16 protein-coding genes are annotated in these 26,515 nt (G+C 44.2%); 8 read left to right on the top strand and 8 right to left on the bottom strand.

Going from position 1 to position 26,515, the window contains the following annotated elements:
* The first annotated feature begins 59 nt into the window (after positions 1-59).
* Positions 60-11,333 carry a T9SS type A sorting domain-containing protein gene (locus R8G66_01890; protein ID MDW3191076.1) on the top strand — a complete coding sequence of 3,758 codons (11,274 nt, stop codon included), beginning with the start codon at positions 60-62 and terminating at the stop codon, positions 11,331-11,333.
* Positions 11,334-11,508: 175 nt separating this feature from the next.
* Positions 11,509-12,780 (top strand): bile acid:sodium symporter family protein, encoded by a 1,272-nt coding sequence (locus tag R8G66_01885; GenBank protein MDW3191075.1) that lies wholly within the window; start codon positions 11,509-11,511, stop codon positions 12,778-12,780.
* A gap of 16 nt (positions 12,781-12,796) precedes the next feature.
* Here R8G66_01885 and R8G66_01880 read toward each other — a convergent pair whose 3' ends face one another.
* The 4 genes from R8G66_01880 to R8G66_01865 all read right to left on the bottom strand — a co-directional run bounded on the left by R8G66_01880 (position 12,797) and on the right by R8G66_01865 (position 18,427).
* Entirely contained in the window at positions 12,797-15,418 is a 2,622-nt protein-coding gene (locus R8G66_01880; GenBank protein ID MDW3191074.1) for an ABC transporter permease, read from the bottom strand.
* Positions 15,411-15,749: a helix-turn-helix transcriptional regulator gene (locus R8G66_01875; protein MDW3191073.1), complete on the bottom strand. Its 339-nt coding sequence runs from the start codon at positions 15,747-15,749 to the stop codon at positions 15,411-15,413. The genes R8G66_01880 and R8G66_01875 overlap by 8 nt, the downstream gene beginning before the upstream one ends.
* A gap of 273 nt (positions 15,750-16,022) precedes the next feature.
* On the bottom strand, positions 16,023-16,415 hold the full coding sequence (locus R8G66_01870) for a response regulator (GenBank protein MDW3191072.1): 393 nt from the start codon (positions 16,413-16,415) through the stop codon (positions 16,023-16,025).
* Between the two features lie 2 nt (positions 16,416-16,417).
* On the bottom strand, positions 16,418-18,427 hold the full coding sequence (locus R8G66_01865) for a tetratricopeptide repeat protein (protein MDW3191071.1): 2,010 nt from the start codon (positions 18,425-18,427) through the stop codon (positions 16,418-16,420).
* Between the two features lie 144 nt (positions 18,428-18,571).
* Between R8G66_01865 and R8G66_01860 the strand changes: the two genes are divergently transcribed.
* Together R8G66_01860 and R8G66_01855 are read left to right on the top strand one after the other, a co-directional pair.
* Positions 18,572-19,135 carry a Crp/Fnr family transcriptional regulator gene (locus R8G66_01860; protein ID MDW3191070.1) on the top strand — a complete coding sequence of 188 codons (564 nt, stop codon included), beginning with the start codon at positions 18,572-18,574 and terminating at the stop codon, positions 19,133-19,135.
* A gap of 64 nt (positions 19,136-19,199) precedes the next feature.
* Positions 19,200-19,832, top strand: coding sequence for a hypothetical protein (locus tag R8G66_01855; GenBank protein MDW3191069.1), 633 nt, complete (start codon positions 19,200-19,202; stop codon positions 19,830-19,832).
* Positions 19,833-19,930: 98 nt separating this feature from the next.
* On the opposite strand, the gene R8G66_01850 is transcribed toward R8G66_01855, so the two are convergent.
* The 3 genes from R8G66_01850 to R8G66_01840 form a co-directional block, all read right to left on the bottom strand.
* Entirely contained in the window at positions 19,931-20,446 is a 516-nt protein-coding gene (locus R8G66_01850; GenBank protein ID MDW3191068.1) for a hypothetical protein, read from the bottom strand.
* A 2-nt stretch (positions 20,447-20,448) separates the two neighbouring features.
* Positions 20,449-20,637, bottom strand: a complete 189-nt coding sequence (locus R8G66_01845) for a hypothetical protein (GenBank protein ID MDW3191067.1) — start codon at positions 20,635-20,637, stop codon at positions 20,449-20,451.
* A gap of 119 nt (positions 20,638-20,756) precedes the next feature.
* Positions 20,757-22,019: an NAD(P)/FAD-dependent oxidoreductase gene (locus tag R8G66_01840; protein MDW3191066.1), complete on the bottom strand. Its 1,263-nt coding sequence runs from the start codon at positions 22,017-22,019 to the stop codon at positions 20,757-20,759.
* Positions 22,020-22,060: 41 nt separating this feature from the next.
* Between R8G66_01840 and R8G66_01835 the strand changes: the two genes are divergently transcribed.
* From R8G66_01835 to R8G66_01820, 4 genes are all read left to right on the top strand, one after another.
* Positions 22,061-22,267, top strand: coding sequence for a hypothetical protein (locus R8G66_01835; GenBank protein MDW3191065.1), 207 nt, complete (start codon positions 22,061-22,063; stop codon positions 22,265-22,267).
* A complete protein-coding gene (locus R8G66_01830) occupies positions 22,264-22,641 on the top strand; it encodes a hypothetical protein (protein ID MDW3191064.1) in 378 nt (125 codons plus the stop codon). The genes R8G66_01835 and R8G66_01830 overlap by 4 nt, the downstream gene beginning before the upstream one ends.
* A gap of 130 nt (positions 22,642-22,771) precedes the next feature.
* Entirely contained in the window at positions 22,772-25,153 is a 2,382-nt protein-coding gene (locus R8G66_01825) for a TonB-dependent receptor (GenBank protein ID MDW3191063.1), read from the top strand.
* A gap of 5 nt (positions 25,154-25,158) precedes the next feature.
* Positions 25,159-25,995, top strand: a complete 837-nt coding sequence (locus R8G66_01820) for a DUF4249 family protein (GenBank protein MDW3191062.1) — start codon at positions 25,159-25,161, stop codon at positions 25,993-25,995.
* Between the two features lie 53 nt (positions 25,996-26,048).
* On the opposite strand, the gene R8G66_01815 is transcribed toward R8G66_01820, so the two are convergent.
* Positions 26,049-26,429, bottom strand: coding sequence for a DUF2237 domain-containing protein (locus tag R8G66_01815; protein ID MDW3191061.1), 381 nt, complete (start codon positions 26,427-26,429; stop codon positions 26,049-26,051).
* Positions 26,430-26,515 lie beyond the last annotated feature (86 nt).

Genomic DNA, 26,515 nt, shown 5'->3' with positions numbered 1-26,515 from the left:
ATCTTGCCTTTGGCGTAGGGGATATGTAAATTACAGTCACCCATTTAAGACCCTGCGCTTTGAAAGTTTTAGACAAGTTAATCATCCTTGTCGCCATGTTGGCGACCACTACCTCTTTTGCACAAACCACTGCAACCGTCAGTGGCAATTGGAACAATACGGCCACCTGGGGCGGAAATCCAGTTCCTACTGCTGGTGATGTGATTATTTCAACAGGTGTTGAAGTGATTTTTAATGCTGATCATGGGAATGCTAATTCAGTCACCATTAGTTCTCTGGACATTCAGGGTACGGGATCTTTGATCTTTCCCTATTCGGATGATGCCGAACTCGATGCGGGTTTTACTTTGACGGTCACCGGAGCCGTAACTGTCGCGTCCACTGCCAGCATGGCCAATCGAGAAGGAGATAGTGGAGTGACGCTCGCAGGCTTATCTGCGTCCAGGTCACATGTAATCAATTTCCGAGGTGACATCACTAATGATGGCACTATTGGGCTTGGTGTAACGACAAATGGTTATGCTCCAGCCATAGATTTCGAAACGAATAACATCGCCTACTCAGGATCGGGTACGAGTACCTATGCCAACGCAGAAGTACGTGATGCTGCAATTACACTTACTTATACAGGTACAGGAACCTTCAATGTAGAGAGTCAATTTGATTTGCAGAACGATGGTGCCATGACCGTCAACACCAGTTCCGGGATTGTCAATTTTGGCTCATCCACCACAGATGGAGGAAATGCTTTTGAATTTGAAGGAAATAATACCACGTTCACACTGACCGACGGAACGGTTAACGTGGACGTTAATAATTCCACAGATGGTCAACGAGTCTTTCAGGTAGATGGTACTGGAGTGGTTCTCAATGTCAATGGTGGAACGTTAAATATTGGTGACCTCACTACTACGGGAGCGGGGACTGTTAGAATTACCAATCAGTCCACCGACTTTGATTTCAATATCGCTGGTGGTACAGTGAACATTGCTGATAACATTGATTTTCAGAACGCTACGTCATATATGGACCTTAATATCTCTTCAGGAGCGATGTACGTTGGAACGCAGGATCTTGGTGCAGAAGGCAACAGTGAACTACTAAATGGAGTATTGACCATGACTGGTGGAACCCTTGAATATGGAGAAAACCTGAATTTGGATGTTTTGCCCACTTTAAGCGGCGGTGCAGTATTCTCAGTCGGAACAAATGCTGACTTTGGAACCAATTTTGATATTGATTTTGGTAATTGGAACATTACCACTGCCTTTTCTTTTACCGCGGATGGTGGTATTGATATTTTAGCAGGAAATACACTTACTGTTGAATCGGGTGCAACCTTAAACATTGAGACAGAGGATGTCGATGACATGTCCAGTATGCTTGATGTTTCAGGAACACTAAGTGTTGAAGGAGGAACAGTTAACATTGGTGGAAGCGCGCAAACCCAGCTTGATACAGATCTGGTTATCGTGCAGGATGGTGGTGCCATCAATATCCTCGATGGAACCTTCAATTTGGTGACTGCTGCTACCGATGGAAGTCAGAATACTGCCAACTTCCTAGAATTACGAGAAACAACCTCCACATTAACTGTAGGAGATGGAACAGGAAGTGCAAGTACTGCGGTATTAAATATTGGTACCAGCATAGTTGCTCAAGGTTCACCTACTGAAGAAGATCTTCTGTCTGTCATAGGGGACAATTCGCTGGTTACTGTAAATACAGATGGAGAATTGAATATTGGTGGTGGGAATATCGGAAGTGTATTGCTTAATGATGACTCGAATGATACAGATCCAGATGATTTTCTTTTGGTTGTAGCTGGGGGTATATTAAATATCGCTGGTGCGCTGGATATCAGACAAGGAACCGGATTTCATATGTCTAGTGGGACTACCAACATTGGTTTAGAAAACAGCGGTGGGGTCAATGACATAGATTTTATTGGAGAAAGAGACCCTAATGCACCAACGATTTTTCAGGTGACGGGTGGTACGCTTAGTGTTGGTGACGGTGCCATGGTTATTACTTTGGGTGATGAGGATGATAATCCGGCGTATGGAAGTACGACAGCTTATCATGAGTTTGAGATCACTGGAGGAACCGTAAATATAAATGGCCGACTAAGGCAAAGAGATTACAATTCGAGATTAATTCTTGGAGGAAATGCCACCATCAATTTTGATGCTCAGGCTGCGACTGATCAAGATCCCGATCAGAATCAACTGTATTTAGAAGCCGGAATTGTAAATATAACTGGGCCGGTAAATATCAACTTTATTGATCCTGCAAAATCAACCGGTACAGGGGAAATACTGGCCATTAGTCAGCCAGGAAATACCCAAAACGAGAGAATTACAGCCAGTTTTGACGGCCTAGGTAGCGATGCCATTGACTTTTCCAATGTCACCTGGGGTTTTGGCGATGGTACATCCACCTCATCAAGTGCTGATGGGTTTGATTTAAGCATTAATACAGGACATACCAACTACGGGAATTGGGTGATCAACGATCCTGGTAACAGGGAAGTTAACTTTATCAATTCGGGCAATTCTTATGTGGTTGGAGATGTTACCATCACACAAGGTATCCTGAATATGGGTACCAATAATTTTGACGATGATGGCACTGATGGGACGTTCACCATTGGTTCAGGTGGCGTCTTAAAACTAGATACAGACTTTCCAGGTCATACATCGGATGCATTCGGTACCTATTCAATGGCCTCGGGATCATATGTCGATTACAATGGCAGCGCAACCATTTCCAATGGACATGTACCTACTAACGCTGCATTCGGAAGTCTGACTGTTTCTGGTAGTGGCACGGTCAATTTGGCAGGAGCTGGGGCGACTCAGGACACGGTCTTTTTGACCAATGGCACTCTGGCTGCAGGTACAAATCTGACCATGAATGCCAATTCGGTCATTTCTAAATCAGCTGGAACGCTTACAGGTACGTTACAGGGAGCCAATACTTATACCGTGAGGTACACAGGAACAAGTCGTTCTACCGATCCTGGCATAGATACGGAATGGAGTGGTTCGGGAACCAAGAGTTTAGCAGTGGATATGGATGGGGGACAAACGCTGACCATTAGTAATACTGCCCTGGCTATCGACGATCTTTCAATCAACTCCGGAATCCTAACGGATGCAAGTCTTGCTCATACAGTGGCAGGTAATTTGGTGGCAAATGGCAGTTATACAGGTACAGGATCCATTGCATTAACAGGTGGTGCATCAAGCCACTCGATCACATCAACTGGCACCGCTACACTTTCAAATTTGATCATGAACGATGCCAATGGAGCTTCTGGAGATCTGAGTTTTAATATCACCGGATCATTGACCCTGACAGAAGGTATTCTTAATGTAGGATCGGGAACATTTACACTAGCTTCAGGAGCTACCATTACCGGAGGCGGTTCAACAACTTTTGTGGCCTTTGATGGGGCTTCTTCCTCAGGAGGAATGGTCCAGACATTTACGTCCAGTACAGATTCCAAAACCTATCCGATCGGGATCGGTACCGCCTATAAGCCCTTTCAAATGGCGTTGAATTCGGGAAGTTCTTTTGGCGCACTAACCGTAGTACCGGTGACCGGCGGATCACAGTTTACACTTGATGGAAGCAATACCCTGGATATAGATTTCTATTGGTTGGTGAATGATGGTGGGAATTTTAGTGACACCAATGCAGACTTTACATACAACTATGATGATAGTGACATCAGAGGTGTGGAGAGTAGCTACATTTCTGCCAGATATGATGTGAGTAATCCTGAGTGGACCACTTCTGATGAAACAACCGATGGCACTGACGGAGTGAACGCAGCCAGTAATGAAGCCACCTTAAAAGGAGTGGAGTTCACCGATGGCCATTTTACTGCTGGAGAAGAAGACGAATTTGCTGGTGTAATTACCACATTCTATCTGATCTCAGGCGTTTCGGATCATGATTGGAACAATGGCGCACATTGGACCAATACGGATGGAGGGTCGACACCTATCAATCGTACGCCGGGAACGAATTCACCAGTAATTATCAAAGGTGATGATGTGACCATAGATGCAGATGGACAAAGTGCAGGCTCAATTACTATTGAATCTGATGGTGTAATGATCATTGGGGAAAATGGAGGAACACCTACGACAGGTCATTCCTTCGGGACTGTTTCGGGTACAGGAACTTTACGAATTGTTTCCGGAGATACGGATGCGCCTACTTTTCCAAGTGAAAACGGCGCGGACTGGTCCTCCTTTCTGGGCGCTTCCGGTGGTACGGTGGAGTACAGTGGTAATGGAGGATATTTGATCCCTACGGCTGGTGGTAGTTACAATAATCTGGTAATTTCCAGCACGAGTGCTTCAGCAAACACGAAGACATTACCTAATGAAGATTTGACCATAACAGGCACCTTTGATGTTTCGGGAGGATTCGGAACTACAGTCAATATCAGTGACGATAACAATGGTAACCTCTCAGTGACCGGCAATGTCACAATAGCATCTGGTGATGTACTAAGCTTTGGATCAACCAATAATCGAACAGTTGCCTTTTCTGGTGACCTGTCCGTAGCTGGTACGTTCAATGTAGCAAATTCAGGAACAGCCAGTCATAATCTTACCATTAGTGGATCATTGACGAGTACAGGAACCTTTGATATGAATACTGGGGGAAGTACGGTGGCCACCACCTTCAATAGTGCTTCTAATACATCCATTACGGGAGCAGGATCTGCAGACTTTGATCGTTTGATCGTGAACGTAGGCAGTTCACAGGCAACTACGTTGACAGCAGATGTAACCACATTAAGCATCACTGATCAGGGAAGTGAAGTAGCTGAGTCTTCTATAGAATTTCAAAATGGCACCCTGGTTGTGAGTTCTGCCTCGACTGTTGTGCTGAGCAATAATGGTGATGTATCCATTCCAGCCACATCTGCACTCACTTTAAATAACAGTTCTGCTGATTTTAGTCTTAGTACTTCTGGCGCAGGTACCTTGATCCTTAGTGGAGGTATTACCATCAGTAGTGGAAGCTTGAACGTAGGAGATGTTACTGACAATGCAACCGATAATTCTATAAGATATGAAGGTACTGCTGGTTCTATCTCTGTAGATGGGAGTAGTTCTGTTTTGAATGTCGGTGGGGCTATTAGGCCAAATGTCATTGATGGATCGACAGCTTTGGCCTTTTCATTGACTAACGATGGAATTGTCTCGATTGCGAGAAATACCAGTACAAATAACCGTTCAGTAACTTCTGTAGCAAACCGATCTGAGGCAGATTTTGTCTTAGATAATGCTGCTTCTTCATTCACGATGAGTGGTACCAATACCATTTTGGAAATTGTACGTTCTGAAACAAGTGATGGAAAAGCCATCAGTATTACTTCTGCCGTGACCAATGCTACGGTAACTGGTGGTACAGTCAAAGTATTGCAAGATGCCCATGATGTAGGTACTTCTGGTATTACCAACACAACAAATACCTCTAACGATATATCGGCTTATTCATCCATTGCCTTCTACAATTTCTCAGTAGGAGATGGAGATTATGAAGGGGATTATGGCGCTCCAGATTCTAGTGATGCGACGGTGCTGGACTTGCAAGTGTCTAATAACCTGACAATTAACCTTAACGACGATACCGCTGATAATGGACGGTTTGATTTCTTTAGGGTAGATCAGACAGCCGCGGGTAATAATGATGAAGCTAATGTAGTTGTAGGAGGAAATTTGACGGTCACCTCCGGAAACATCCAGGTAGCCGACGGTGGCGATGGTGGAACCGTAACTTTCAACGGAACCGGAGATCAGACCTTGACGACTAACGGTGAAATATTTGGAGATATTACCGTGAATAAAGCCAGTGGATCACTGATTTTAGCTGATGCATTAACGATCTACGGTGATTGGACGCACACCCAAGGAACCCTGAATCAAGGTGGAAATCTGATTACCATGACTACTCCCATAGGCTTACAAGGTTCCACGATCACGGGTGATCCAACCTTCGATGCGTTGACTTTGAGCAATACGAGCGGGGTGACACAAACCAGTGGCACGACTACATTATCTTCCAGTGGGGTATTGACCATCTCTGACAATGTGATCTATGATCTTGGTGAGAACGGGCTTTCCATCCAAAATCAAACAACACCATTTGCTGGAATCAGCGTGCCAGGAGGCGCGGACAATACGAACATGATTCGGGTTAGTGGGACGGATGCCGGTGTAGGATTGACTTACACCTATCCAGATGCGAGTACTTCAGGTTTTATATTCCCTATTGGGGCGACAATCAATGCTACTGACTACTATTTGCCAGCGCAAATTAACCTGACTGCTGGTGGAGGTGCAGGATCTACAGCCAATGTGACCTTAATTACCACACAACATCCTCAGGTTTCAGATGCAGAAAACGCGTTAAATCTCTATTGGTCAGTTACTGCTTCAAGCTTCAACGGTTCACAGACAGCTACGCATACCTATACTTATGGTTCCACTAGTACCGATGTGGTAGAAGGTGGAGATGATACCAATTTCCTGGATGCGCTTAATGCTGGTTCTCCAACCTTCAATTGGACTGAAGGTTCTACCACGAATGTGTCTGGGCAGGTAATTACGTTTACTGATCCGGGATCGGACAACATAGCCGGTGATTTCACCGCCGGTGTAGATGCCGCTTTCAATCCGGTTACAGTATTTTATACCATCAGAGACGGAGATTGGAACAATACCGCGACCACTACTACACCCTGGACCAATGATGAATGTGCAGCAGGAGTTAGGAATGAAGTGACTGGCATAGAGCCGGGTTCAGGTGACCCTGTGGTCATTTGTTCAGGAAATACAGTAACTATTACTACTGCGACAGGGTTGGCTTCATCCGGGGTGGAGATCAATGGAACATTGAACAGCCAGATTGATGATATTTCTACCCTAAATGATATTTCAGGAAATGGTACACTTGCATTTGATCACACTACTGCAACGACACCTACTTTTGGCACCTTGGCTTCCGCATTTATTTCAGGAGGTACCCTTGACTATGGTGGTACCATGGCCTATACTTTGCCAACCAATACTAATTATCATAATCTGACACTTACCAATTCCGGTGGATTGACGCTCCCGAATGATGTAAGTCTGACTGGAGCCTTTAATATGACGGCAGGATCATTAACAACTGGTGGATTTAACTTATCCGGAACTGGAACTTTTACCATGGCGGCTAGTACTACATTGACCGTTAGCAGTAGCGGAAGTGCTCCTTCAGGGTTTAGTTCCTATACATTTGATGCTACCTCAACCGTAGACTACAGCGGAGGAAATCAAACCATTTTGGGTGGGGTTACTTATGGCAACCTCGACCTTTCACGAACCTCAGGAGATCCTGCTTCGAAAACACTCGACGGTAATATTGTCATCGTAGGAGATTTGGATATTGGAAGGCGAACCGAATTGGCTTCCTCTTCATTTAATGTCGAGTTGCAAGGAAACCTGACTTTGGATACCAGGAACAATACCAATTTTGATCCGGGAACGGGGACCTTCACTTTTGGAGGAGCTAATGCCCAATCCATCACCTTTAGTAATGGCTCAGAAAGTGAAACATTTAACAACCTGATTATTGACAAGTCAGGTGGTTCCATTACAGCTTCCGGAGTTACTGATTTTACAGTTTCTGGGGCTTTGACTATTACCAACGGCTCTCTGGGCATGTCGTCACTACCTTTAACCGTTGAGGGAACTACTACTATTTCATCTGGAGCTTCTCTAACCAGTAGCACGACCATTGATTTCAATGGCGACTTCTCGAATGCGGGAACCTTTACCGTTCCAAGCACAGTAACCCTCGCAGGGAATTTCAATAACACTGGAACCTATACCTCGGGCAATAATACCCTGACATTGGACAATACTACTACGGCCCAATCCATCACAGGTGCAACTACTTTTAACAATTTGACCATTGCTAAGGCAAGTGGAGTGGACGTCACCTTTAACAACGCTGTAACGATTGATGGTACTTTGTCACTTGCGAATGAAGGAAATATTATTCTTTCTTCCGGTGATTTGACCATTTCCGACGGAGCAACTATTACTGGAAATGCCGGAGGAACAACTTCCAGTGACTTTGGCGCGACCCGAATGATCCGAACGGACGGCTCTGGAACTGCTCCTGCAGTAGTGAAAAATGGGGATGACAGTGACGTAGATTGGGACCTTGTGTTTCCTGTTGGTGTGCGAGATGGAGGAGTTGATAAGTATACCCCAGTTACAGTAGGAGGTACGACGGATCAAATTGCTTCTACTGGTACTCTGTCGGTAAGGTCAGTAAATGGCGTATCGACCGATCAAAGTATTAGTTCTTCAGCTACGACACTCAATAGGCATTTTGACCTGGACATCACCGGGATTGGTGGTGCTGTGACGTTTGATTTGGTCTTTCAATATGATGATAGCGATGTACAAGGTTCTGAAAGTGACTATAATGCGGCCTACAGTGAGCGTAGTGTTGACGATGGATGGAATCAGCCGGTGGCATCTGTAACCAATGTAAATGCCGGAAATAACCAGTTTGGTGCTTCAGCTACCCTGAATGGGACCATAGACTTCAGCGCGGCGATCAATACTGAGTGGATTGCTGGGAACAATGACCTGCTATTCCCACGTTATTTTACACGTGCAGGAGGCGGAGTAGATTGTTCTTTAGGTTGCGATTGGAATGATGGAACCAACTGGACGCTGGATGATGGAGGCACTACTTCTGCAGGATCGGTACCTGGTGCCGATAATGCAGTAACCATCTCATCTGGTCATACCATGACCATGGACAATAATACCAATTCGGCACAATCGATCACATTGACCGGTACGCTGGATATTGCCGGAACATCAGGCCATTCTTTGGGTGAAATCACAGGAACAGGAACACTGGAAATTGATGCCAGTGGGTTGGAAGGATATGTAGATACAGGTTCAGGTTCAACTTTCTTTGGCCAAAATGGCGGGACTGTATCTTACCTTGGCGATGCGGCTTATAATCTTCCTACCGTTTTCACGGAATACAACAACCTTACCATTGGAGGTACTACACAGGATTCCCATGACAAATCCTTGGGGATTGGGCTGATTATTTTTGGAAACCTCACTTTAGGTAACACCGATTTAGAGAATCCCAGTGACCTAAGCCTTGAATTGAGAGGAAGCTTTACCTCTAGTGGTGGTAACTTCAATGTGGCGGATGGAACGTTTGTTTTCTCCAATACTGCAACGGCCAACCTTCCGGGTAACCTGACCTTCGGTTCGGCGGGTAGCCTTACGCTTGATAATTTTGGCGAGAAGGATTTGACGGGAGCATTGGTGATTGAGAACTTATCGATCAATTCTTCTTCTGGAACATTCGATGCTAATTCAAATACAATTACGGTAACAGGGAACTGGGATAATCAGGCCAGCTCTAACTTATTGAGTAACCCAGGAACGGTAACTTTCAATGGAGCGGATGCGCAACAGATTGATGGGGATAATACCTTTGCGGCCGTTAATATTAGTACTTCCTCTACGGCCGTTACCATTGGTTCAGGTACACAGACTTCCGGAGCAATTACATTGGCTACAGGTACTTCATTGACCTTAGGAACCAATACTTTGCGTGTCGACGGGGCATTGGATGTGGATCAGGGAACATTCAGTGGAGCTTCTGGTACCGTAGTTTTTACCAGCACGACAGATCCTGAGACACAAGCAGATGCGATTACGGTTGCGACGTTAGAAATTGACAAAGGCGCCAGTACTAATACTTTCGATAACGATCCGCAGACGGTGACATTCACAAACCTGGTTGTAACCAGTGGAGAATATGATGGTCCCGATCTCAATATCCCTGGTAATTTCAGTGTCGCATCTGGAGCTGCAATAGATGTAACCGGAATAAGTACAATGGACCTTAATGGCGATTTCACGGTTGGAAGTACTCTGAACTTATCTGGACTGACTTCCATGAGTCTTTCAGGAAATTTGATCAATAATGGCACTTTTACACCTCCAGCAACAGTAACGCTTGATGGTGCCAGTGCTCAGACCATAAGTGGTTCATCTGCTACAGGATTTACAAATTTGGAAGTAAATAACACTGATGCAGGTACCGCTGATGTTACCCTAAATGCGAACGTTAGTATTTCAGGTCACCTGGATTTTCAAGACGGAATCGTTGTGCCTGGGACGGGTACCTTGACTTTTAATGATAATGCCACGGTTAGATATGATGGTGTTGCAGAAACCACCCCAACCGGAGGTTCCAATGATGGCAATAGTTTTGTTGCCGGTGCCGTTTCGAAAATAGGTGATGATGATTTTGTCTTTCCTATAGGGGAAGGAAGTCGCTATGCGAGGTTAGGAATTCAACCTCAATCAGGAGATGTTGCAGATCAATATACGGGTCAATACAGCTTTGCTGCCAGTGCATCGGCGACGGCTACCAAGGCAGGTGACATTGTACGTGTGAGTGGGTTGGAGCATTGGGACCTGACCAGAGATAATGGCTCAACCAACGTCATTCCAACACTCTTTTATGATGGGTCGAGTGGCGTAAATGCACCATCCCGACTTTTGGTAGCGCATTATAATGGATCGGTGTGGGAAGATTTAGGAAATGCAGCTTTCTCCTCGGGTACGGTCACAGCAGCATCCCCGATGACTTCCTTTTCTCCAGTAACATTGGCTACATCAAAAGACGATACGAATCCGCTGCCTGTTGAAATGCTGTATTTTGAGGCAGGAATCGAACAAAATAGTGTTTCATTAGAATGGAGTACTGCTTCAGAGCTGAACAATGACTTTTTTGAAGTACAGCGATCATTAGATGGAATTAATTACGAAGTGTTGGCTGAAGTGAGCGGAAATGGATCGACAGATGAAGTCCACGTCTATCATTACGAGGATCGATTCCCGATTCCGGGGGTACAGTATTATCGATTGCGACAAGTTGATTTTGATGGTGCTTTTGAATATTCTGATATTATAGTAGTGGAGTATGCTCCAAACGGAAGTCAATTCAAGGCGAAGTTGTTTCCTAACCCCATGATCGAGCAGGAAATGACGGTAGAACTTCAAACAAATGACTTTACTACACCTGTATCGATAGAGATATTAGATCTGGCCGGTCGCCTGGTGACAAGTGAAAGGTATGAGGTCAGTTCTTCAAATAATCAAATGCTTATTGACGTAAGTGACCTCCAGACTGGAACGTATTTGATCCGTATCCGTCAAAGGGATCAGTTGATCATACTGAAGCGAGCAGTAATGACCCGATGAGGAATTTAGCTGCTACCTTGAAGTAGCTTATATTAGCTGGCAAGTCGATGACGCTAATAACTTAGTTGATCAAAAGATTCAGCCAAAAGTTAATGGAGGGTGATATTTTTCAAAATTTGGGATCAAAACGAGGCCTATGCCTATTGGCTGAATACATCATCGAGCTAATGGGTACATGAAGAATCTACAAAAATCATTATTGATCTTAGGAGCCGTATTACTTCTGATTGGAATTCTTGACCAGTGGGAGGGACTCACAGGAATTGCTGTAATCCTTGGTTTTGTGATGCTAGCCATTGGCATTCGAGTCAGTGATTTTGCGAAAGGATTTACTTACACCGTGCTGATCCTGGCGTCTGTCAGCATGGCTATGTTCTACCCACAATTCTTTATTCGTGTGGGGTCTTTCGAATTGAAAGGGCTGATCATTCCTTTGTTACAGATCATCATGTTTGGGATGGGATCGCAGATGAGCTTAAAGGACTTTAGAGGGGTGATCATGGCACCAAAAGCGGTATTGATAGGGGTATTATGTCAATTCACCATCATGCCTCTGGTGGCGTTGTTATTGATTTCCTTCTTCCGTTTTCCTCCGGAAATTGCAGCAGGTATTGTGCTGGTCGGAACAAGTCCCAGTGGTCTTGCATCCAATGTGATGTCCTTTTTGTCAAAAGCAAATGTGGCTTTGAGTGTGACACTTACAGCCGTAGCCACCGTATTGGCGCCTTTACTTACTCCCTTTTTGATGCACTTGATTGCTGGTGAACTGGTGCCTGTTGATTTTTGGAACATGATGTTGGGAATCATGAACATGGTGATCCTGCCGATCATTGCCGGGCTAATTTTCAATCTCTTTGCCTTTAGTGAAACAGGAACTAAAGGTCGACTTGTGCAGATGGTTGCTTTTTCATTGGTCATTCTTACGAAAAGTCTTATCACCTTGCTTACTCAGGATATGGCTTTTGCTGTTCTACTGACCAACACATTGATTGATATTGTTTGGTTCGTTGTGATCCCTGTGATTAGCGGTATGGTTTTCTTGAAGTTGTTTGGTCAAAACCGGGACTTGATGGAGAAAATCCTAAGTTTAGTGTCTATGATTGCCATTGGTCTGATCATTACCGTTATTACTGCTGCCGGGAGGGACAACCTGCTTGACATTGGTTTATTGTTGATCCTTGCCTGTGTGATCCACAACCTTATGGGTTACGGACTTGGGTATGGCATCTGTAAACTTTTAGGCGTAGATGAAGCTTCCTGTCGGACCATCGCCTTTGAAGTAGGGATGCAGAATTCAGGACTGGCCTCTGGTATTGCCTTGCAAATGGGAAAAGTAGCCACCATCGGACTGGCTCCTTCGGTATTTGGTCCGTTGATGAACATCACTGGCTCCTCACTTGCTACCTGGTGGCGAGGAAAGCCTGTTGCATCTTCAACAGGCAAATAATCATTTGAACAATACTTTACTCGCTCCTCAGAATCGTAGCAGGATTGACCTTTGCGACCTTAAGCAATTTCCGACTGATCACTAGTAGGGTGCTGATCACAATGAGCATCACGGGGACAAGGCCAGAAGCCAGGTCTGTTTCGATACGGTATGCGAACAAGGCTAACCACTTATTCATTACGAAGAGTCCAATAGGTAATGCAATAATGGAGGCCAGGATCACCAGCAAAAGAAAACGAGATACCATCTGAATGTATAGTGTCCCCACTTGCGCTCCTAGCACTTTTTTGATGCTGATTGCTTTCATATTTTGCTGTATGCTAAATGAAGTGAGTGCGAAAATTCCCATAAAACATAAGACCAGGGCAATCACGGTAAAGATCATGATGATTTGACCAAATTTTTCATCTCTTGAATACTTGGATTGTAATTGTTCGTCCAGAAAGCTGAATTCAAATGGTACTTGAGGAAATAGTTGCTCCCACGATCGTTCAAGTGACTGGATTACTTCAACGGGATTTGTATTGGCAGTAGTGACGATCAGCGAGCTGGCCGCCCGACCCGGTCGCATAGCAAATAGGTAAGGTTCGATGGCTTTGTGTAACGAATTGGCATGGAAATCTTTTACAATGCCGATGACCCGATAGCCAATGATGCCTTCTCCTTCGGAAGTATAAATGTCTCTGTTCAGTACCTCATCGTTCGTGAGTCCAAGAGATCGGACCGCTGTTTCATTCAGCAAGATTGATGAGTCATTCTGAGCAAAGTCGGGATTAAAAGTGCGACCTGCAATAAGCTCTATGCCCAGGGTTTCAATCAGGCCAAAGTCTACATCGTTTTGGCGGATGATGATGCCTTCACCTTCTTGTGTCGGGGTAGTTCTGTAGTGATTATCGCTAAGGACAAATTCAGCAGGAGTATAACTTGTTCCTGCTACCTTGATCACAGCTGGAATGCTTGAGAAGGCTTGTTTCACTTTTTCCAGATCCTGGATGGCCTCTTGCGATTGCAATGGAATCACGAGCTGGTTTTCGACTTGAAATCCCAGTGGTTGTGATTTGATGAATTGCAATTGGCTAAGTGTGGTGAACGAACCAATGATGAACAAGATTCCGATGATGAACTGAAAAACCACCAGGCCCTTGCGGATCAGGAAGGACCCTGAGCTTCCACGATACCCACTTCGTAGTGCGGATTGTAATTTTAGCCTGGACAAATAAAATGCTGGATAGCTTCCAGCCAATAAAGCAGTGATTAAGGTAATGATGACCAACACAGGTGCATGGACAATGATGGCCTCCATGGTAACAGGCTTTCCGGTAAGGTGGGTGTATCCGGGTGCAGTTAAAGCGATAATCAGTACTGAAACTAAAGTAGCTAAAAGGCTCATGACCATGGCTTCTGCCAGAAACTGACTAATGATCATTTGACGGTAGGCTCCAAATGTTTTACGAACGCCTATTTCTTTAGCTCTTTTGGTGGCTTGAGCTGTTGCGAGGTTAGCAAAATTGACACAAGCAATGATCAGGATGAGCAAGGCAATGGTTGCTAAAATGTAAAGATAGCGGATGTCACCACCGAGGCTGTCGTCTCCACGTCCCTCTGCATGCAAATAGATATCCCGTACAGGAAGAAAGCTGTGGGTGTGTTTTGCATCTTGTACATATTTGGCCAGAAAATCCGCAATTTTCTCTTGTAAGGTGGTTGGATCAAGCTCCTGATTGGTTCTGATATACGTGAATAGAAAATTATTACCGACCATTTGATCACTTCCCATCACGAATTGGCCAATTGCTCCGCTGTTCATGGAGCAGATGAATGTTGGATTCAGGTGTGACAGGACACCTTCGTCTTCAAATACGCCCGTAATGTTGTAATCATGTTGTCCATAGTCATTGGTGATGGAAATGGTTTGACCAAGTACATCTGTTGCATTGAATAATTTTTTGGCCAGGGAATGAGAGAGTACGATGCTTTGTGGTTCGTTCAACGCGGTTTCAGGGTCGCCGTTAAGCAGTTGATAGGTGAGTACCTTAAAGAAATTATGCTCGGCAAAGTAGCCGCCTTCCTCCATGAATGTGCGGTTGTCAACTTTAAGTATATTTTTTTTGATCCCCAGAAATCCACTTACGCGTGTCGCTTCCTGCACTTCAGGGAGATCTGCCGCCAGGCGTTTCGCCAGACCAGGAGGGGAGGTTGCCATGGTGATCCATTCACCATTGACTGTTCCTTCAGTAGAAACCCTGAAAATGCGTTCTACTTCCTCATGGTGTTGATCATAAGCCAATTCATTTTCAATGAAGATCCAGATATAAAAAAGACTGACAATTCCCACTGATAGACCAATGATATTGACCAATGCATAGGTGTGTTGTCGTCGCAGGTTGCGCAATGTGATTTTTAGATAATTGTTGAACATAGATATTGGGTTTGAGTATTTGACCGGGATTAAATGTAGTTGTATGATGGCAGGTCGAAACAGCAACAGGACCTCCATTAGAAATAGCCAGTCGGCTTTCAACGAAGAATTCTGTTTGATGTGCTTATCGTAGTTTTCTTGCAGGTCGCCTCGGATGAATAGATAGAGGTCTTCTCTGCAAAACCATTGTAGCAATCGATCTGCTAATCGTTTAATCATAATTGAGTAACTGGGTTTTGTTGGGTATGGCGTTCCAAAGGTCTAATCGGACACTTTTGTTGTAATCCAATGCACGCATGCCATGGGAGGTAATTTGAAAATACATCTTCGGACGACCACCACGAGCAGTACTTCCTTCTCCTTTGCGGCTGGTCAGGTAGCCTTTATCCTGCATACGGATCAAGGCAGTTTGTAGTGCCCCAATACTGACTTTACGCCCCAGTCTTTCAGAAATTTCTTCCTTGATACTGAATCCATATGCGTCCTGATCCAGTACCGCTACTGTCAGTAAAACGATCTCTTCAAATTCACCAAGTGGATACTTCTTCATAAGTAAATTCCTATTTGTAGGAAAACTAAAGTAGGAAATATTTAGGTATTTTCCTATTTGTAGGAATACTTCGGCGTTTTGGAATGGTTACATCCTATGATGAAATAAGGTGGTATTTCTCGCTAAATATGACTTAGCTTATGAGCATTTCGAAGGAGGCTGGGGGCAAATAGTATAAAATCAGAAGCTTTTAGCGGACTTGTATTACAGTGCGATCTTCTAAAATCGAATAAAAAAGTGAGCGGAGCATTTGAAATTAACGGAGCATTGCGCCTACGACCTCAACTTGACGTCTCTGAATTCGTCAATGGCATCCTGGATTTGCTCGGGCTTGAAAGGCTTGGTGAAAAACTTATGTACCACTTCCTCTTGTAATGCTTGCTCTATTTCATGATTGAACCCGTAGCCAGTAAGAATGAAGTATCCAACCTTGTCGTAACTTTTGCGCGCCTCTTTGATAAAATTCACACCATTCATTTCAGGCATGTTCATGTCGCTGATCACCACAATGATGTCGTTGTAAGCTTCCTGAAGTTTATCCAGCCCTTCCTTGCCTGAGGCAGCCGTCAATACCTGGTATTTTTTCTTGAAGGCCGCTTCAAAAATGAACAAGTTCATTTGTTCATCATCCACGTACAAGATGGTTATTTCTTCTTCCTTACTCATAGTCATGGTCGGTTAAAAGGCAAGTGTAACAAAAAGGTCGCACCATTTCCTATAATAGATTTAACTTCTAAACGGCCATTATGTTCATCGATAAAACTATGAGCAATGAATAATCCTAGTCCTGTGCCTTCTCCGGGGCTTTTTGTTGTGAAAAAAGGGTCACTGATTTTTGATAAATTTTCTTCATCAATGCCATAGCCATTGTCTTTGATGGTCAAAACCAATTCATCTCCTACCTTTTCCGTTCTGATTGCAATGGTAGGATTGGGTTGTTTTGACACTGCATGAATGGCATTAGCCAGCAGGTTCATGCATACCTGATGCAATTTCGATTCATTGCCTTTGACCAGGAGCTTTTCATTGGAATAGACCTTATTGAACTGGATACCTTTGGTCTTGCTGGACAGGATAACGAGGCAGTTTTCAGCAATAGCTTCCAGGTCACAAAACTCATTGTTTTCCTGACCGCTACGACTGAAATTGGCAAGGCTATTCACAATTGTAGAAGCCCGGTTGACTCCTTCATTAACGATATCAATGAATTTGTCGAGAGTGGGGGAATGCTTATCCGGAAAGTCTTCCTTAAGGATATTAGAGATATTCAGAACGCCATTTTCAATGTAGTTCAATGGATTGTTGATCTCATGACCGATTCCAGCGGCCAGAACACCTAATGAGGCCATTTTTTCGGATTTGACCAACAGGTCCTGTGTCTGCCTGATTTCTTCGTTTTTGGCCTCCAGGACCTTGTTCTGCTTCTTGTTTTTACGCAACAAATAGAACAACAGGATGGCGATAGGGATGGCAATGACAATAATGGCTAGATACACTAAATTAGCGACCCTTTGTGCGTCCAGCGCGGCCTGTTGTTGCGACAGGCGGATGCGGTCCTTTTGTTCAGATAGTTTCAGTGGGATCAATTCCAGATTTCTGTTCATGATATCATTATAGATCGAATCACGATACTCCACGTAAGCTGCCTGACTTTCTATGGCTTTGTGATGCATATGAAAAGTACTGTAGACATCTGCATAGAGCTTCAGATTGTCCAGGTAGAGTTTGCGCCAGTTGTAGGTTGCAGCAAGCTCCTGACTCTTGTCCAGATAGAACAAACACTTTTCCAGATTGCCAAGCACCAGACACAACCTGGCCTGATTCGTATATACATCAGCAATTCGCTTTTGATCACCAACGCTTTCACTCAATCGAAGTGCTGTTCCAAAATGATATTCAGCGGAATCGTATCGTTTGAGCAGACGGTAAATTTCTCCTGAATAATTATGCGCGACAGACCCCCATATCCGGTTGTTGACTTGTTTAGCAATTTTTTGTGCACTATCCAGGTATTGAAGTGCCAGGGTGTAGTTGTCTTCCATCATGTAAGAAATACCTATCCCATTGTAGGAATATACCTGTACGTTGGTATTGTTGTTTTCTTTGGCAACACCAAGCCCCATCAGAGAGAAACTACGGGCTTGCTCAGCATCACCAACTTGCTCAAATAATAACCCGATATTATTGAGAACGATGGCCCGGCGAAGTTTACCACCATTGGCATTCATCAAATCCACAGCCTCCAAAAAGTATTGCATCGAAGCCTCGTAATTGCCAAGATCGTAATTATCAATGCCGAGGCTGTTGAGGTTGGTGATCATAAGGGAAGTATCCCCAATGGACTCGGCGATATTCAATGATCTTTCGCTGTACAGCAGCGAGCTTTCATAATTTCCTAGGTAATAATGAGCGCCACCAATTAACCGGTAGGAAGTGGCTTGCAAGGGCGTGTTTTGCTGAAGTTCCGCTAATTTCAGGGCTTCAGTAGCATATTTCAGCGACTCATCGGGCTGACTCCACCGGAGATTTCTGGATAAGGTATGTAATAATTCAATCCTTGCCGTTCCACTACTTTGGGTAAGTAACGTTTTTAGGCTATCCAAAGACTGACCGTGCGATGGCCAGTACTGACACGCAAAAAATATGATGAACAAGATTAATTTAACGATCCTAGGCATTTGCAACAGATGTTGAAATATAAAAAATTAACGACTTTCACCTGCCATGAACTTGTGTGAACAGCTAAAAGCCCCGTTTCAACCAAAACAGATTTGTTTGAGTTTCAAAAAACTTGTCTTTTATGCGCTATTTTGGTGTTTCTCATGATAGATATTTTTTTGCAATCGATTCGATCCATTGGTTCCTTCACCGAAGATGAGATAGATACGGTTCGCAATGCTCTGTCACCGAAGTTCTATAAGAAGGGTACACTGTTGCTTGACCAGGGAGAAGTTTGCAGTTGTTTCTGGTTTCTGGAAACAGGAAGCGTCTATTCCTATTTTTTCAATGCAGCATTGGATCAGCAAACTACTGGTTTGTATGTCCGGGGAAGTTGGCTGGTGGACCAGGCTAGTTTTACGGCCAGAGCCCCTTCAAAATACAAGATTGCAGCTTTTGAGGATACAGAAACTCTCATTTTGAACATCCATGACCTGCATGATCTGATTGGTCGATCACCGGTCTTTTTTCAATTGGGCAAGATCCTGGGCAATCCTGAACATGATGCTTTTCGCAAAGAACGGGGGCCAGATGAGCGGTATCTTCAGTTACTGAACAATCAACCTCAGTTGCTTCAAACCTTTCCCCTCAAGTACATTGCCTCTTATCTTGGTATGACCCCAGAAACGCTGAGTAGAGTAAGAAAACGCATCTCTGACATTTCTTGATTTGGATCAAGTGTGAAAACCTGAGGCTCCCTCTAGGTTTGCTTCAAACTCAAATTATTAACGCATGAATAATAATAACTTAAAAAGTGCCGGGCTTTCTCTGCTGATCGGATCTTTCCTTATGATTGTGACCATGGTCTTACATCCAGTGGGTGGAGACTTTGATCATTTACTGATGATTGTCAATATGGGGATCATTGCTCATTCCATTGCTTTGTTCTCTATTCCCTTTGTTGCTTACGGATACTGGGGCATTATGGTGCGTTTACAAGCGTCGGTTTTTTTATCCCGGATTGGATTTTCATTCATGTTATTTGGATTGTTCGCTGTGATGATGGCCGCGGCGTTGAATGGTCTGGTATTGATGCAATTCGTAGCTTCATATGCAGATGCCAGCCCTGAAGTGATTGCCTCATTGAAGCCCATCTTTCGTTACAATCACTTTTTCAATCTGGCGAATGATTACATATTTATGACTGGGGTGGGTGTCTCCACTTTGTTTTGGTCAATCGCTACGGTAAAAACCAGACAATTCCCTGTTTGGATAGGTTATTTCGGCATTGGACTGGTAATTGCAGCATTGTTGACCCTGGTCACGGGATTTATTTTGACTGATGTAGCCGGATTCAGGATCTTCATTTTCGGAACGACTGCCTGGACCATGACCATGGGATGGTTGATGTTTAGGGAGGCCTAGCGAAGTGTTACAAAATTACGTCCCTGATACATTCCTGGACGTAATTTTGGTATTACCAAAAATCGATTCTACCATCAGACTTGTTTAAAGGCCAGGAGTTACGAAGCAGACTGTAACTTTCGCTTAGCACCTTTTTCGATTTTCAAGATCTGACGAGTTGACCAACGCTGAAAGCGGCCCCAGAACAGTCGTTGTGACCATGCCCAAAATTTGAAGATCCAGGGTTTGACATAACTACTCAAAGCACATTTGATTTGGGTACCTGATTCTATTGAATAAGTCCAGAATTCTAATCGGAAAGGTCGGACCCAATGCGGATGGATGGCATAGCTGCCGTAGTAGTACTGAAGATCACGGTATTTTTCATCGATCTTTACCAGCTCCCCAGGGAAGTTGACGAAAGGTCCCGTATGGGTGGTTAGCACACCTTCGTAAAATCCATTGGGAGTGTTTTCATCCGGGCTATAGAACTCAACTTTGTAAGGCCAAACCTGCGTATCTGTAAATGTCCTTGTGTCATTCAACCATTCCCAAACAGCGGCTTCAGAGGCAGCTATTTCAAATTCAAAATAATGAATGTGTTTTTGATATCCTGGTGGTAAAGGTTGTAGCATGTCTAAGTAGATTTAAGGGGTTTAGCTGATGAAATTGATTTTCTGGAACTGCCCAGATAAAAGGTGGTAAAAGCGATCCCGAAGTAAGCGACCTGAATATTGCCAGACGCATATTCGTTTGTGCTGGCAATCAGAAATTCATGGTAGTTACTTTCTCCCATAGTAGCCAGTTGCGCGGCGTTCAGAGCCATGCCGTGATGGACCTTTCCGAAATCGTTCGCTACCGAATCCAGATATTACTGTTCTGATGGATTTCCAAACCAGAGGATAAACATCAATACAATCAACACAAATCCAAGTCTGCGTTTCTTCATGACATAGGGATCAGTTCCTTGTTGATGGCAGTCAAGGCCGCTGTTGCCGCATTTTCACCAGAGATCATGGCGGCATTCAACGAGCCATTCAATTGATGATCGCCAGCGATGGCTATATGTTCGGTCAACAGGCTTTCCCGACTCTCCCGATTGTATTGCAAATCCTGTAAGTTGGGGAGTGCCATACTGATGGGGTAGTGTTTCAAAAATTCTATTCCGGAGATGCCGAAGATCGATTGCAACTCCTGGGTAACTTGTTCTATAAGTGCCTCTGGACTAAGTTCATGTTTTTTTACGACGGTAACCGACAGCAATTCCTCATTCCCTTTTTCAGTGGTAGCTACACTGGTTGGGTAGAAGATGTTGTTGACAAAGCTGTCTTCATGTTTACTCAATCCAATGACCGGATCTTTGATCGTTCGGGTTGGAGTTTTGAAGTATAGATTGTCACACGATTTCCAGAGGAGCGTACTGGCATAGTTTGCCAGTAATGTGCCAGGGTTGCTGGCAATGATGGTGAAGTCACTTTTCAATTGTTCACCATTGCTCAGCGTGATCATTCCTGATTCCACCTTGTCGACCGTACAAGAAAGTCGGATCTCTGTATTTAACAACTTCGATTTCAGTTGGTCACTAATAGCGCCAATGCCACCTTTTGGGATCATGGCCCGACCTTTCCCAAATAATTTATAGACATATTCGAACATGCGGCTGGAAGTATCCAGATTTGGTTCAAGATAGATGCCACTAAAGAAGGGCCGGAAAAAGGAATGTATGATCTTATCAGAAAAACCATAATCCTTCAAGTAGTCAAGGGTCGTTTGTTCTCTATGCTCAAAAACCGCATCCAGGTCTTTTCCTTGTAAGCTGCGGTTCAGTCGGAAGATTTTCCATTTGTCGGAGAGAGAGCCAGCCGAAGAAGTGATGGTTGGAAACAGGAATTTTGATTCACGTAACGGATCTCCAAAATATTCACCTTTACCGTTTGAAAATAGTACGGCGCCACTACTTAAGGGCTGCAATTCCAGATTATCGTAATCGAGGTATTCCTGGGCTTTAGGGTAAGCTTCCAAAAGCACTTGAAATCCTCGATCAAGTAAAAAGCCATCAACCTGATCAGTTTGAACCCTGCCGCCGACGGCCTTATCTTTCTCTAACATGATGGGGTGAAAGCCAGCTTTTTCAAGATTCAGGGCAGCAATCAGCCCGCTAATGCCCGCTCCAATGATGTAGATCTTTTGTTCTTTCGTTGAACTCATATGGAGATAACTAATTCGTGCGTGATGTGTTTAATGAATTGATGAATAAACGATTATTACTCTTCCAAATCGCCTTTTTGATCAGTGTTGCTTGTTGGTCGCAATCGCTGGAATCCTTCAATACGAATCGGTTGGATCTGAATAAAAAGGGGATGATCGTTCTTGGTACCTGGGACTGGCCAATTTGGCTTCCAGTCCGATCCTTGCCTCCAGGGCAGCAGGCTCAAGGAAGTACTTTCATCAAATGAATGGCTTTTGGAATACGGTAAACCTTACACTTGCAGGAATAGGGTATTATAGCGCAGCGACAACTGATCCATCGGGCTTGATGCTCAGTGAGACGATACAGGCCCAACATTCCATGGAAAAGATCCTGTTGTTCAATGCCGGACTGGACCTGGCATACATGGCGGGTGGACTTTACTTGCAGCAACGTGCAAAAAACACGAATCAGAATCGCCTGAAGGGCTTCGGGCAGTCATTGGTCCTGCAAGGGGCTTTCTTATTCGTATTTGATATTGGTTTTTATCTGGTCCAAAACAATCACGGAAAGCAACTATTAAAGTTCGTGGACGAATTAGCAATAAGCCCAATGGGCGTTCAGTTCACCTTTTATTTGTAATCCCACATAATTATTTCGACACAGGAATTAGCCGGTTCCAGTTTGAATAATACAGCTTCAACAGGATTGTCCTGTCAATTGAGGGGCTAATCGATTTGCTTCGTCGGATATTATTCACAACAAGTGATCCATGAAGCATCGCCTTATCGATAACCTTCGACTCATCATAATTCTACAAGTCGTCATTCCTTTTGTCGGTCATGCTCAAACGACTGTTTCCGGCAAGGTTGTTGAAGTCGGTACGGGCGAACCGCTTCCTTTTGCGAGTATCATCATCAAAGGGACTGCCACTGGTGTGACGACTAACCTGGAGGGTTATTTTAGCCTGGTAGGAATTGATCCTGCTTCTACCATTATTGAAGTAAGTTATGTGGGTTTTGTGCCCAAAGAAGTCGATCTGTCCGGCGGGCAGCGGCAATTGACCATCGAGATGGACCCTATGAGCGAAACCCTTGAGAGTATAGTGATCTCAGCCTCTTCTCATAAAATATTTGATGCCAGTGCTGGCATCAGCATGACACAGCTTTCTACAAAGCAATTGAAGCTTTTGCCCAGCGTTGGAGAACCGGATATTTTCCGGTCCTTGCAAATGCTTCCAGGGATCAGCAGTACCAATGAAAGTTCTTCAGGCCTTTTCATTCGAGGCGGAACCCCTGATCAAAATCTGACACTTCTGGATGGCATGACCGTCTACAAAGTGGATCACTTCTTCGGCTTTTTCAGCGCCTTTAATTCCAATGCGGTCAAAGATGTACGGTTGTTCCGTGGGGCTTTTCCTGCAAGGTATGGTGGGCGAACCAGTGGCGTGGTTGAATTGACCGGCAAGACGGGAAGCTTTGAGAAGATTCAGGGTGGAATCAGTGCCAGTTTGTTAAGCCTGGGCGGCTACTATGAAATGCCTTTGAGTAAGAAAATTTCCCTGTTTGTTGCTGGCAGACGGTCTTATTCAGAGGTGTTGAAAGGCGGATTATACAAGGACCTGATCGGGAACTTGAGTGTGGACAATGATTTCAGCGGCACACAGTTGGAAAATGCAACCAACATCTCCACGGAACCCGATATCTACTTTTTCGATTGGAACAGCAAATTGTCTTATCGTCCATCTGATAAGGACATGATCACTATCAGTACCTATAGTGGCAAGGATTTTCTGGATGAGTCTCAGAATGTGACCGATAATCTGACTGATCAGCTACGACTTAATTATGACCTAAATGAGCAAACAGACTGGGGGAATCGGGGCATATCGAGCAAATGGTCACGTCAATGGAATCCAAAGCTGTTTTCTAATTTTCTGATTGCAGGATCGGAGTATTTCAGCAATTATAATCGGTTAGAGGATGTGCTGGTCATGAATGAAGATTCAGTGGTGATTGACCGAACCCGTAAAACCCTGGAAGACAATAGTGTGATTGATTTGAGCTTCAAAGCGGATTTTGAATGGCAGATGAGCCTAAGATCAAAAACCGAATTTGGATTTTCTGTCACAGATAATCGCATTGAATACGACAATATTCGGGACGATACCGTAACGCTTTTGAATAGAGATCAGGAGGCCATATATGGTTCAGTTTACCTTTCTAATGAAACGACTATAGGTGATAAACTGAAACTATCAGCGGGAATACGGGTATCGGACTATGAACTGGAGGACGACCTATTGATAGAACCGAGGTTGAATTTGTCTTATGATCTCACGAACAGGATCAAACTGAAGTCGGCGTTTGGAATCCATTACCAGTTTGCTAATCAAATCGTGAATCAAAATATTTCCGAAGGCTCACGTGAGTTCTGGTTGTTGGCGGATGGAGACTTAATTGAGTTAGGAAAGGCCACGCATTATGTATTGGGTGCTGCCTATGAACTGGATGGCTGGCTTTTCGACGTAGAATCGTATCACAAAGACTTACAGGGGATCAATGAATTTTCCTTACAGTTTCGTAGGGGGTTAGATGATAGCGTAGACGAGCTTTTTCGATCAGGAGATGGCACCGCAACCGGAGTAGAGGTATTGCTTCAGAAGAAACAAGGTGCTTACACCGGATGGATCTCCTATACCTGGAGTGATATTCGGAACAACTTCCCAGATCTGAACGACGGGTTCTCTTTTCGACCCTTGCACTATCAGGCCCATGAGTTCAAATTGGTCCAGACCTATGAAATTGATGACTGGAACCTTTCTTCCAATTTCATCTATGGTTCCGGGCGTCCGTTTTCCGAACCTGCCAATCGTTACGAAATCGAGTTGTTGGATGGCAGAACCTTACCATACGTTGGTGTTGGTCCTAAAAATGCATCCTTCAATCCGGCTTACATCAGACTGGACTTATCTGCAAACTACAGTTTTGACATTGGGAAATCCGATGCAAGCCTGGGATTGTCGTTGTTCAATGTGCTGGGGCGTAGAAATATTTGGTACACCGAGTATGATTTCGGGCAGTCGCCACCATTGATCAACCAGATCACCTATTTAGGGTTTACACCCAACTTATTGTTTTCCATCGATTTTTAATACCTATGAGAATCAAGACCTTATACCTATTGATTTGCCTTGCAGGTATTTCCGCATGTGATGAACTGGAGCAACCCACTTCCAATCCATTTGTGGTAGAAGCTTTTATTACTGCGGATCAACAAGTGAATGACATTAAAATCAAAGCTGCAGGAGACCTGAATGACGAGGAGATTCCTGATTTGCCCATTGATGACGCATCTATTCGTCTCATTTCGGAAACGGATGATGTGCTGTTGACTTATGATGAAGCTACTGGAAAGTATTTTCTGGATGGTGAGGATTTCAATATCAACACCAATGACGGTTATTCCATTGTCATAGAGGCTAATGGGGCCCAGGCCACCGCCAGTACCACTGTTCCAGAAGCGCCTACAGGGCTGATATTATCGAAGAATACATTGACCATTCCGACACTTGCCTTGAACTTTGGATTGCGACAGCAAATTCAGGACCTGTTCAATGAGGAAGTGATTACATTGACCTGGACAGCAGTTCCAGGTCGCTCTTACTTTGTCGTGATTGAACATCTCGAAGAGGATTTAGACCCCATTTTGCCCCAGGAGATTCCAGAAGAGAGCCTGGAATTATTAGGATCTTTTAGATTCATTTCTGCACCATCGGAGATCGCTTCATTCGACATAATTGGAATTGCATTAGAAACCTACGGAAGACATGTGGCGAAAGTATACACGGTGAATCAGGAATATGTGGATCTCTTCAATAGTGCGACACAGGACTCCAGAGACCTCAATGAACCTCCATCCAACGTGACCAATGCGTTGGGTATATTCACTGCTTTTGCAGTGGACAGTTTGGAATTTATAGTACAGCGGAACTAGGCGATGTTCCGTTGTTCAGTTTATGGCGGTGCTTAGGGTAATTATGGGAGTAATTACCCTTTGTTTTCTTTTACATAAGCATGCTTGATCAGATCTTCCATTGATACATAATCCAGCGATCGTTCATGTGTGGCTTCGGGGAAAATCATGGGAGCAACCCCGGCAAGCATGGCTTCCTTCCATCGATTGACACATAAACACCATTTGTCACCGGGTTTCAATCCAGGAAACTGATAACTGGGAATAGGAGTGGTGAGATCATTTCCTTGTGATTTGGTGTAGGCCAGAAATTCCTCTGTCATGACTGCACATACCGTATGTGTGCCAGTGTCTTCCGCATCTGTATTGCAACATCCATCCCTGAAAAACCCAGTCATGGGATCAGTGCTGCAGGTGATCAACAATTCTCCGAATATATTTTTCGCATCGTCCATATCGGTTCAATTTGTCTAGTGTAACCTGTTTTGAGGGCTACGGGTTTTGATACAATTGAAATTACGAAAACCGTTTGATGTTTCAA

This window comes from Cytophagales bacterium (assembly GCA_033344775.1).
In the GTDB taxonomy this organism is placed as follows: Bacteria; Bacteroidota; Bacteroidia; order Cytophagales; family Cyclobacteriaceae; genus JAWPMT01.
Note: the sequence above shows the minus strand (reverse complement) of the source record. Positions and strands in the feature narration are given on the sequence as shown.

Excerpts from the sequence above, each read along its gene's own strand:
- R8G66_01885 (MDW3191075.1), top strand. The coding sequence starts at position 11,509 with ATGAAGAATCTACAAAAATCATTATTGATCTTAGGAGCCGTATTACTT.
- R8G66_01880 (MDW3191074.1), bottom strand. The coding sequence starts at position 15,418 with ATGATTAAACGATTAGCAGATCGATTGCTACAATGGTTTTGCAGAGAA.
- R8G66_01875 (MDW3191073.1), bottom strand. The coding sequence starts at position 15,749 with ATGAAGAAGTATCCACTTGGTGAATTTGAAGAGATCGTTTTACTGACA.
- R8G66_01870 (MDW3191072.1), bottom strand. The coding sequence starts at position 16,415 with ATGAGTAAGGAAGAAGAAATAACCATCTTGTACGTGGATGATGAACAA.
- R8G66_01865 (MDW3191071.1), bottom strand. The coding sequence starts at position 18,427 with ATGCCTAGGATCGTTAAATTAATCTTGTTCATCATATTTTTTGCGTGT.
- R8G66_01860 (MDW3191070.1), top strand. The coding sequence starts at position 18,572 with ATGATAGATATTTTTTTGCAATCGATTCGATCCATTGGTTCCTTCACC.
- R8G66_01855 (MDW3191069.1), top strand. The coding sequence starts at position 19,200 with ATGAATAATAATAACTTAAAAAGTGCCGGGCTTTCTCTGCTGATCGGA.
- R8G66_01850 (MDW3191068.1), bottom strand. The coding sequence starts at position 20,446 with ATGCTACAACCTTTACCACCAGGATATCAAAAACACATTCATTATTTT.
- R8G66_01845 (MDW3191067.1), bottom strand. The coding sequence starts at position 20,637 with ATGGCTCTGAACGCCGCGCAACTGGCTACTATGGGAGAAAGTAACTAC.
- R8G66_01840 (MDW3191066.1), bottom strand. The coding sequence starts at position 22,019 with ATGAGTTCAACGAAAGAACAAAAGATCTACATCATTGGAGCGGGCATT.
- R8G66_01835 (MDW3191065.1), top strand. The coding sequence starts at position 22,061 with ATGAATAAACGATTATTACTCTTCCAAATCGCCTTTTTGATCAGTGTT.
- R8G66_01830 (MDW3191064.1), top strand. The coding sequence starts at position 22,264 with ATGAATGGCTTTTGGAATACGGTAAACCTTACACTTGCAGGAATAGGG.
- R8G66_01825 (MDW3191063.1), top strand. The coding sequence starts at position 22,772 with ATGAAGCATCGCCTTATCGATAACCTTCGACTCATCATAATTCTACAA.
- R8G66_01820 (MDW3191062.1), top strand. The coding sequence starts at position 25,159 with ATGAGAATCAAGACCTTATACCTATTGATTTGCCTTGCAGGTATTTCC.
- R8G66_01815 (MDW3191061.1), bottom strand. The coding sequence starts at position 26,429 with ATGGACGATGCGAAAAATATATTCGGAGAATTGTTGATCACCTGCAGC.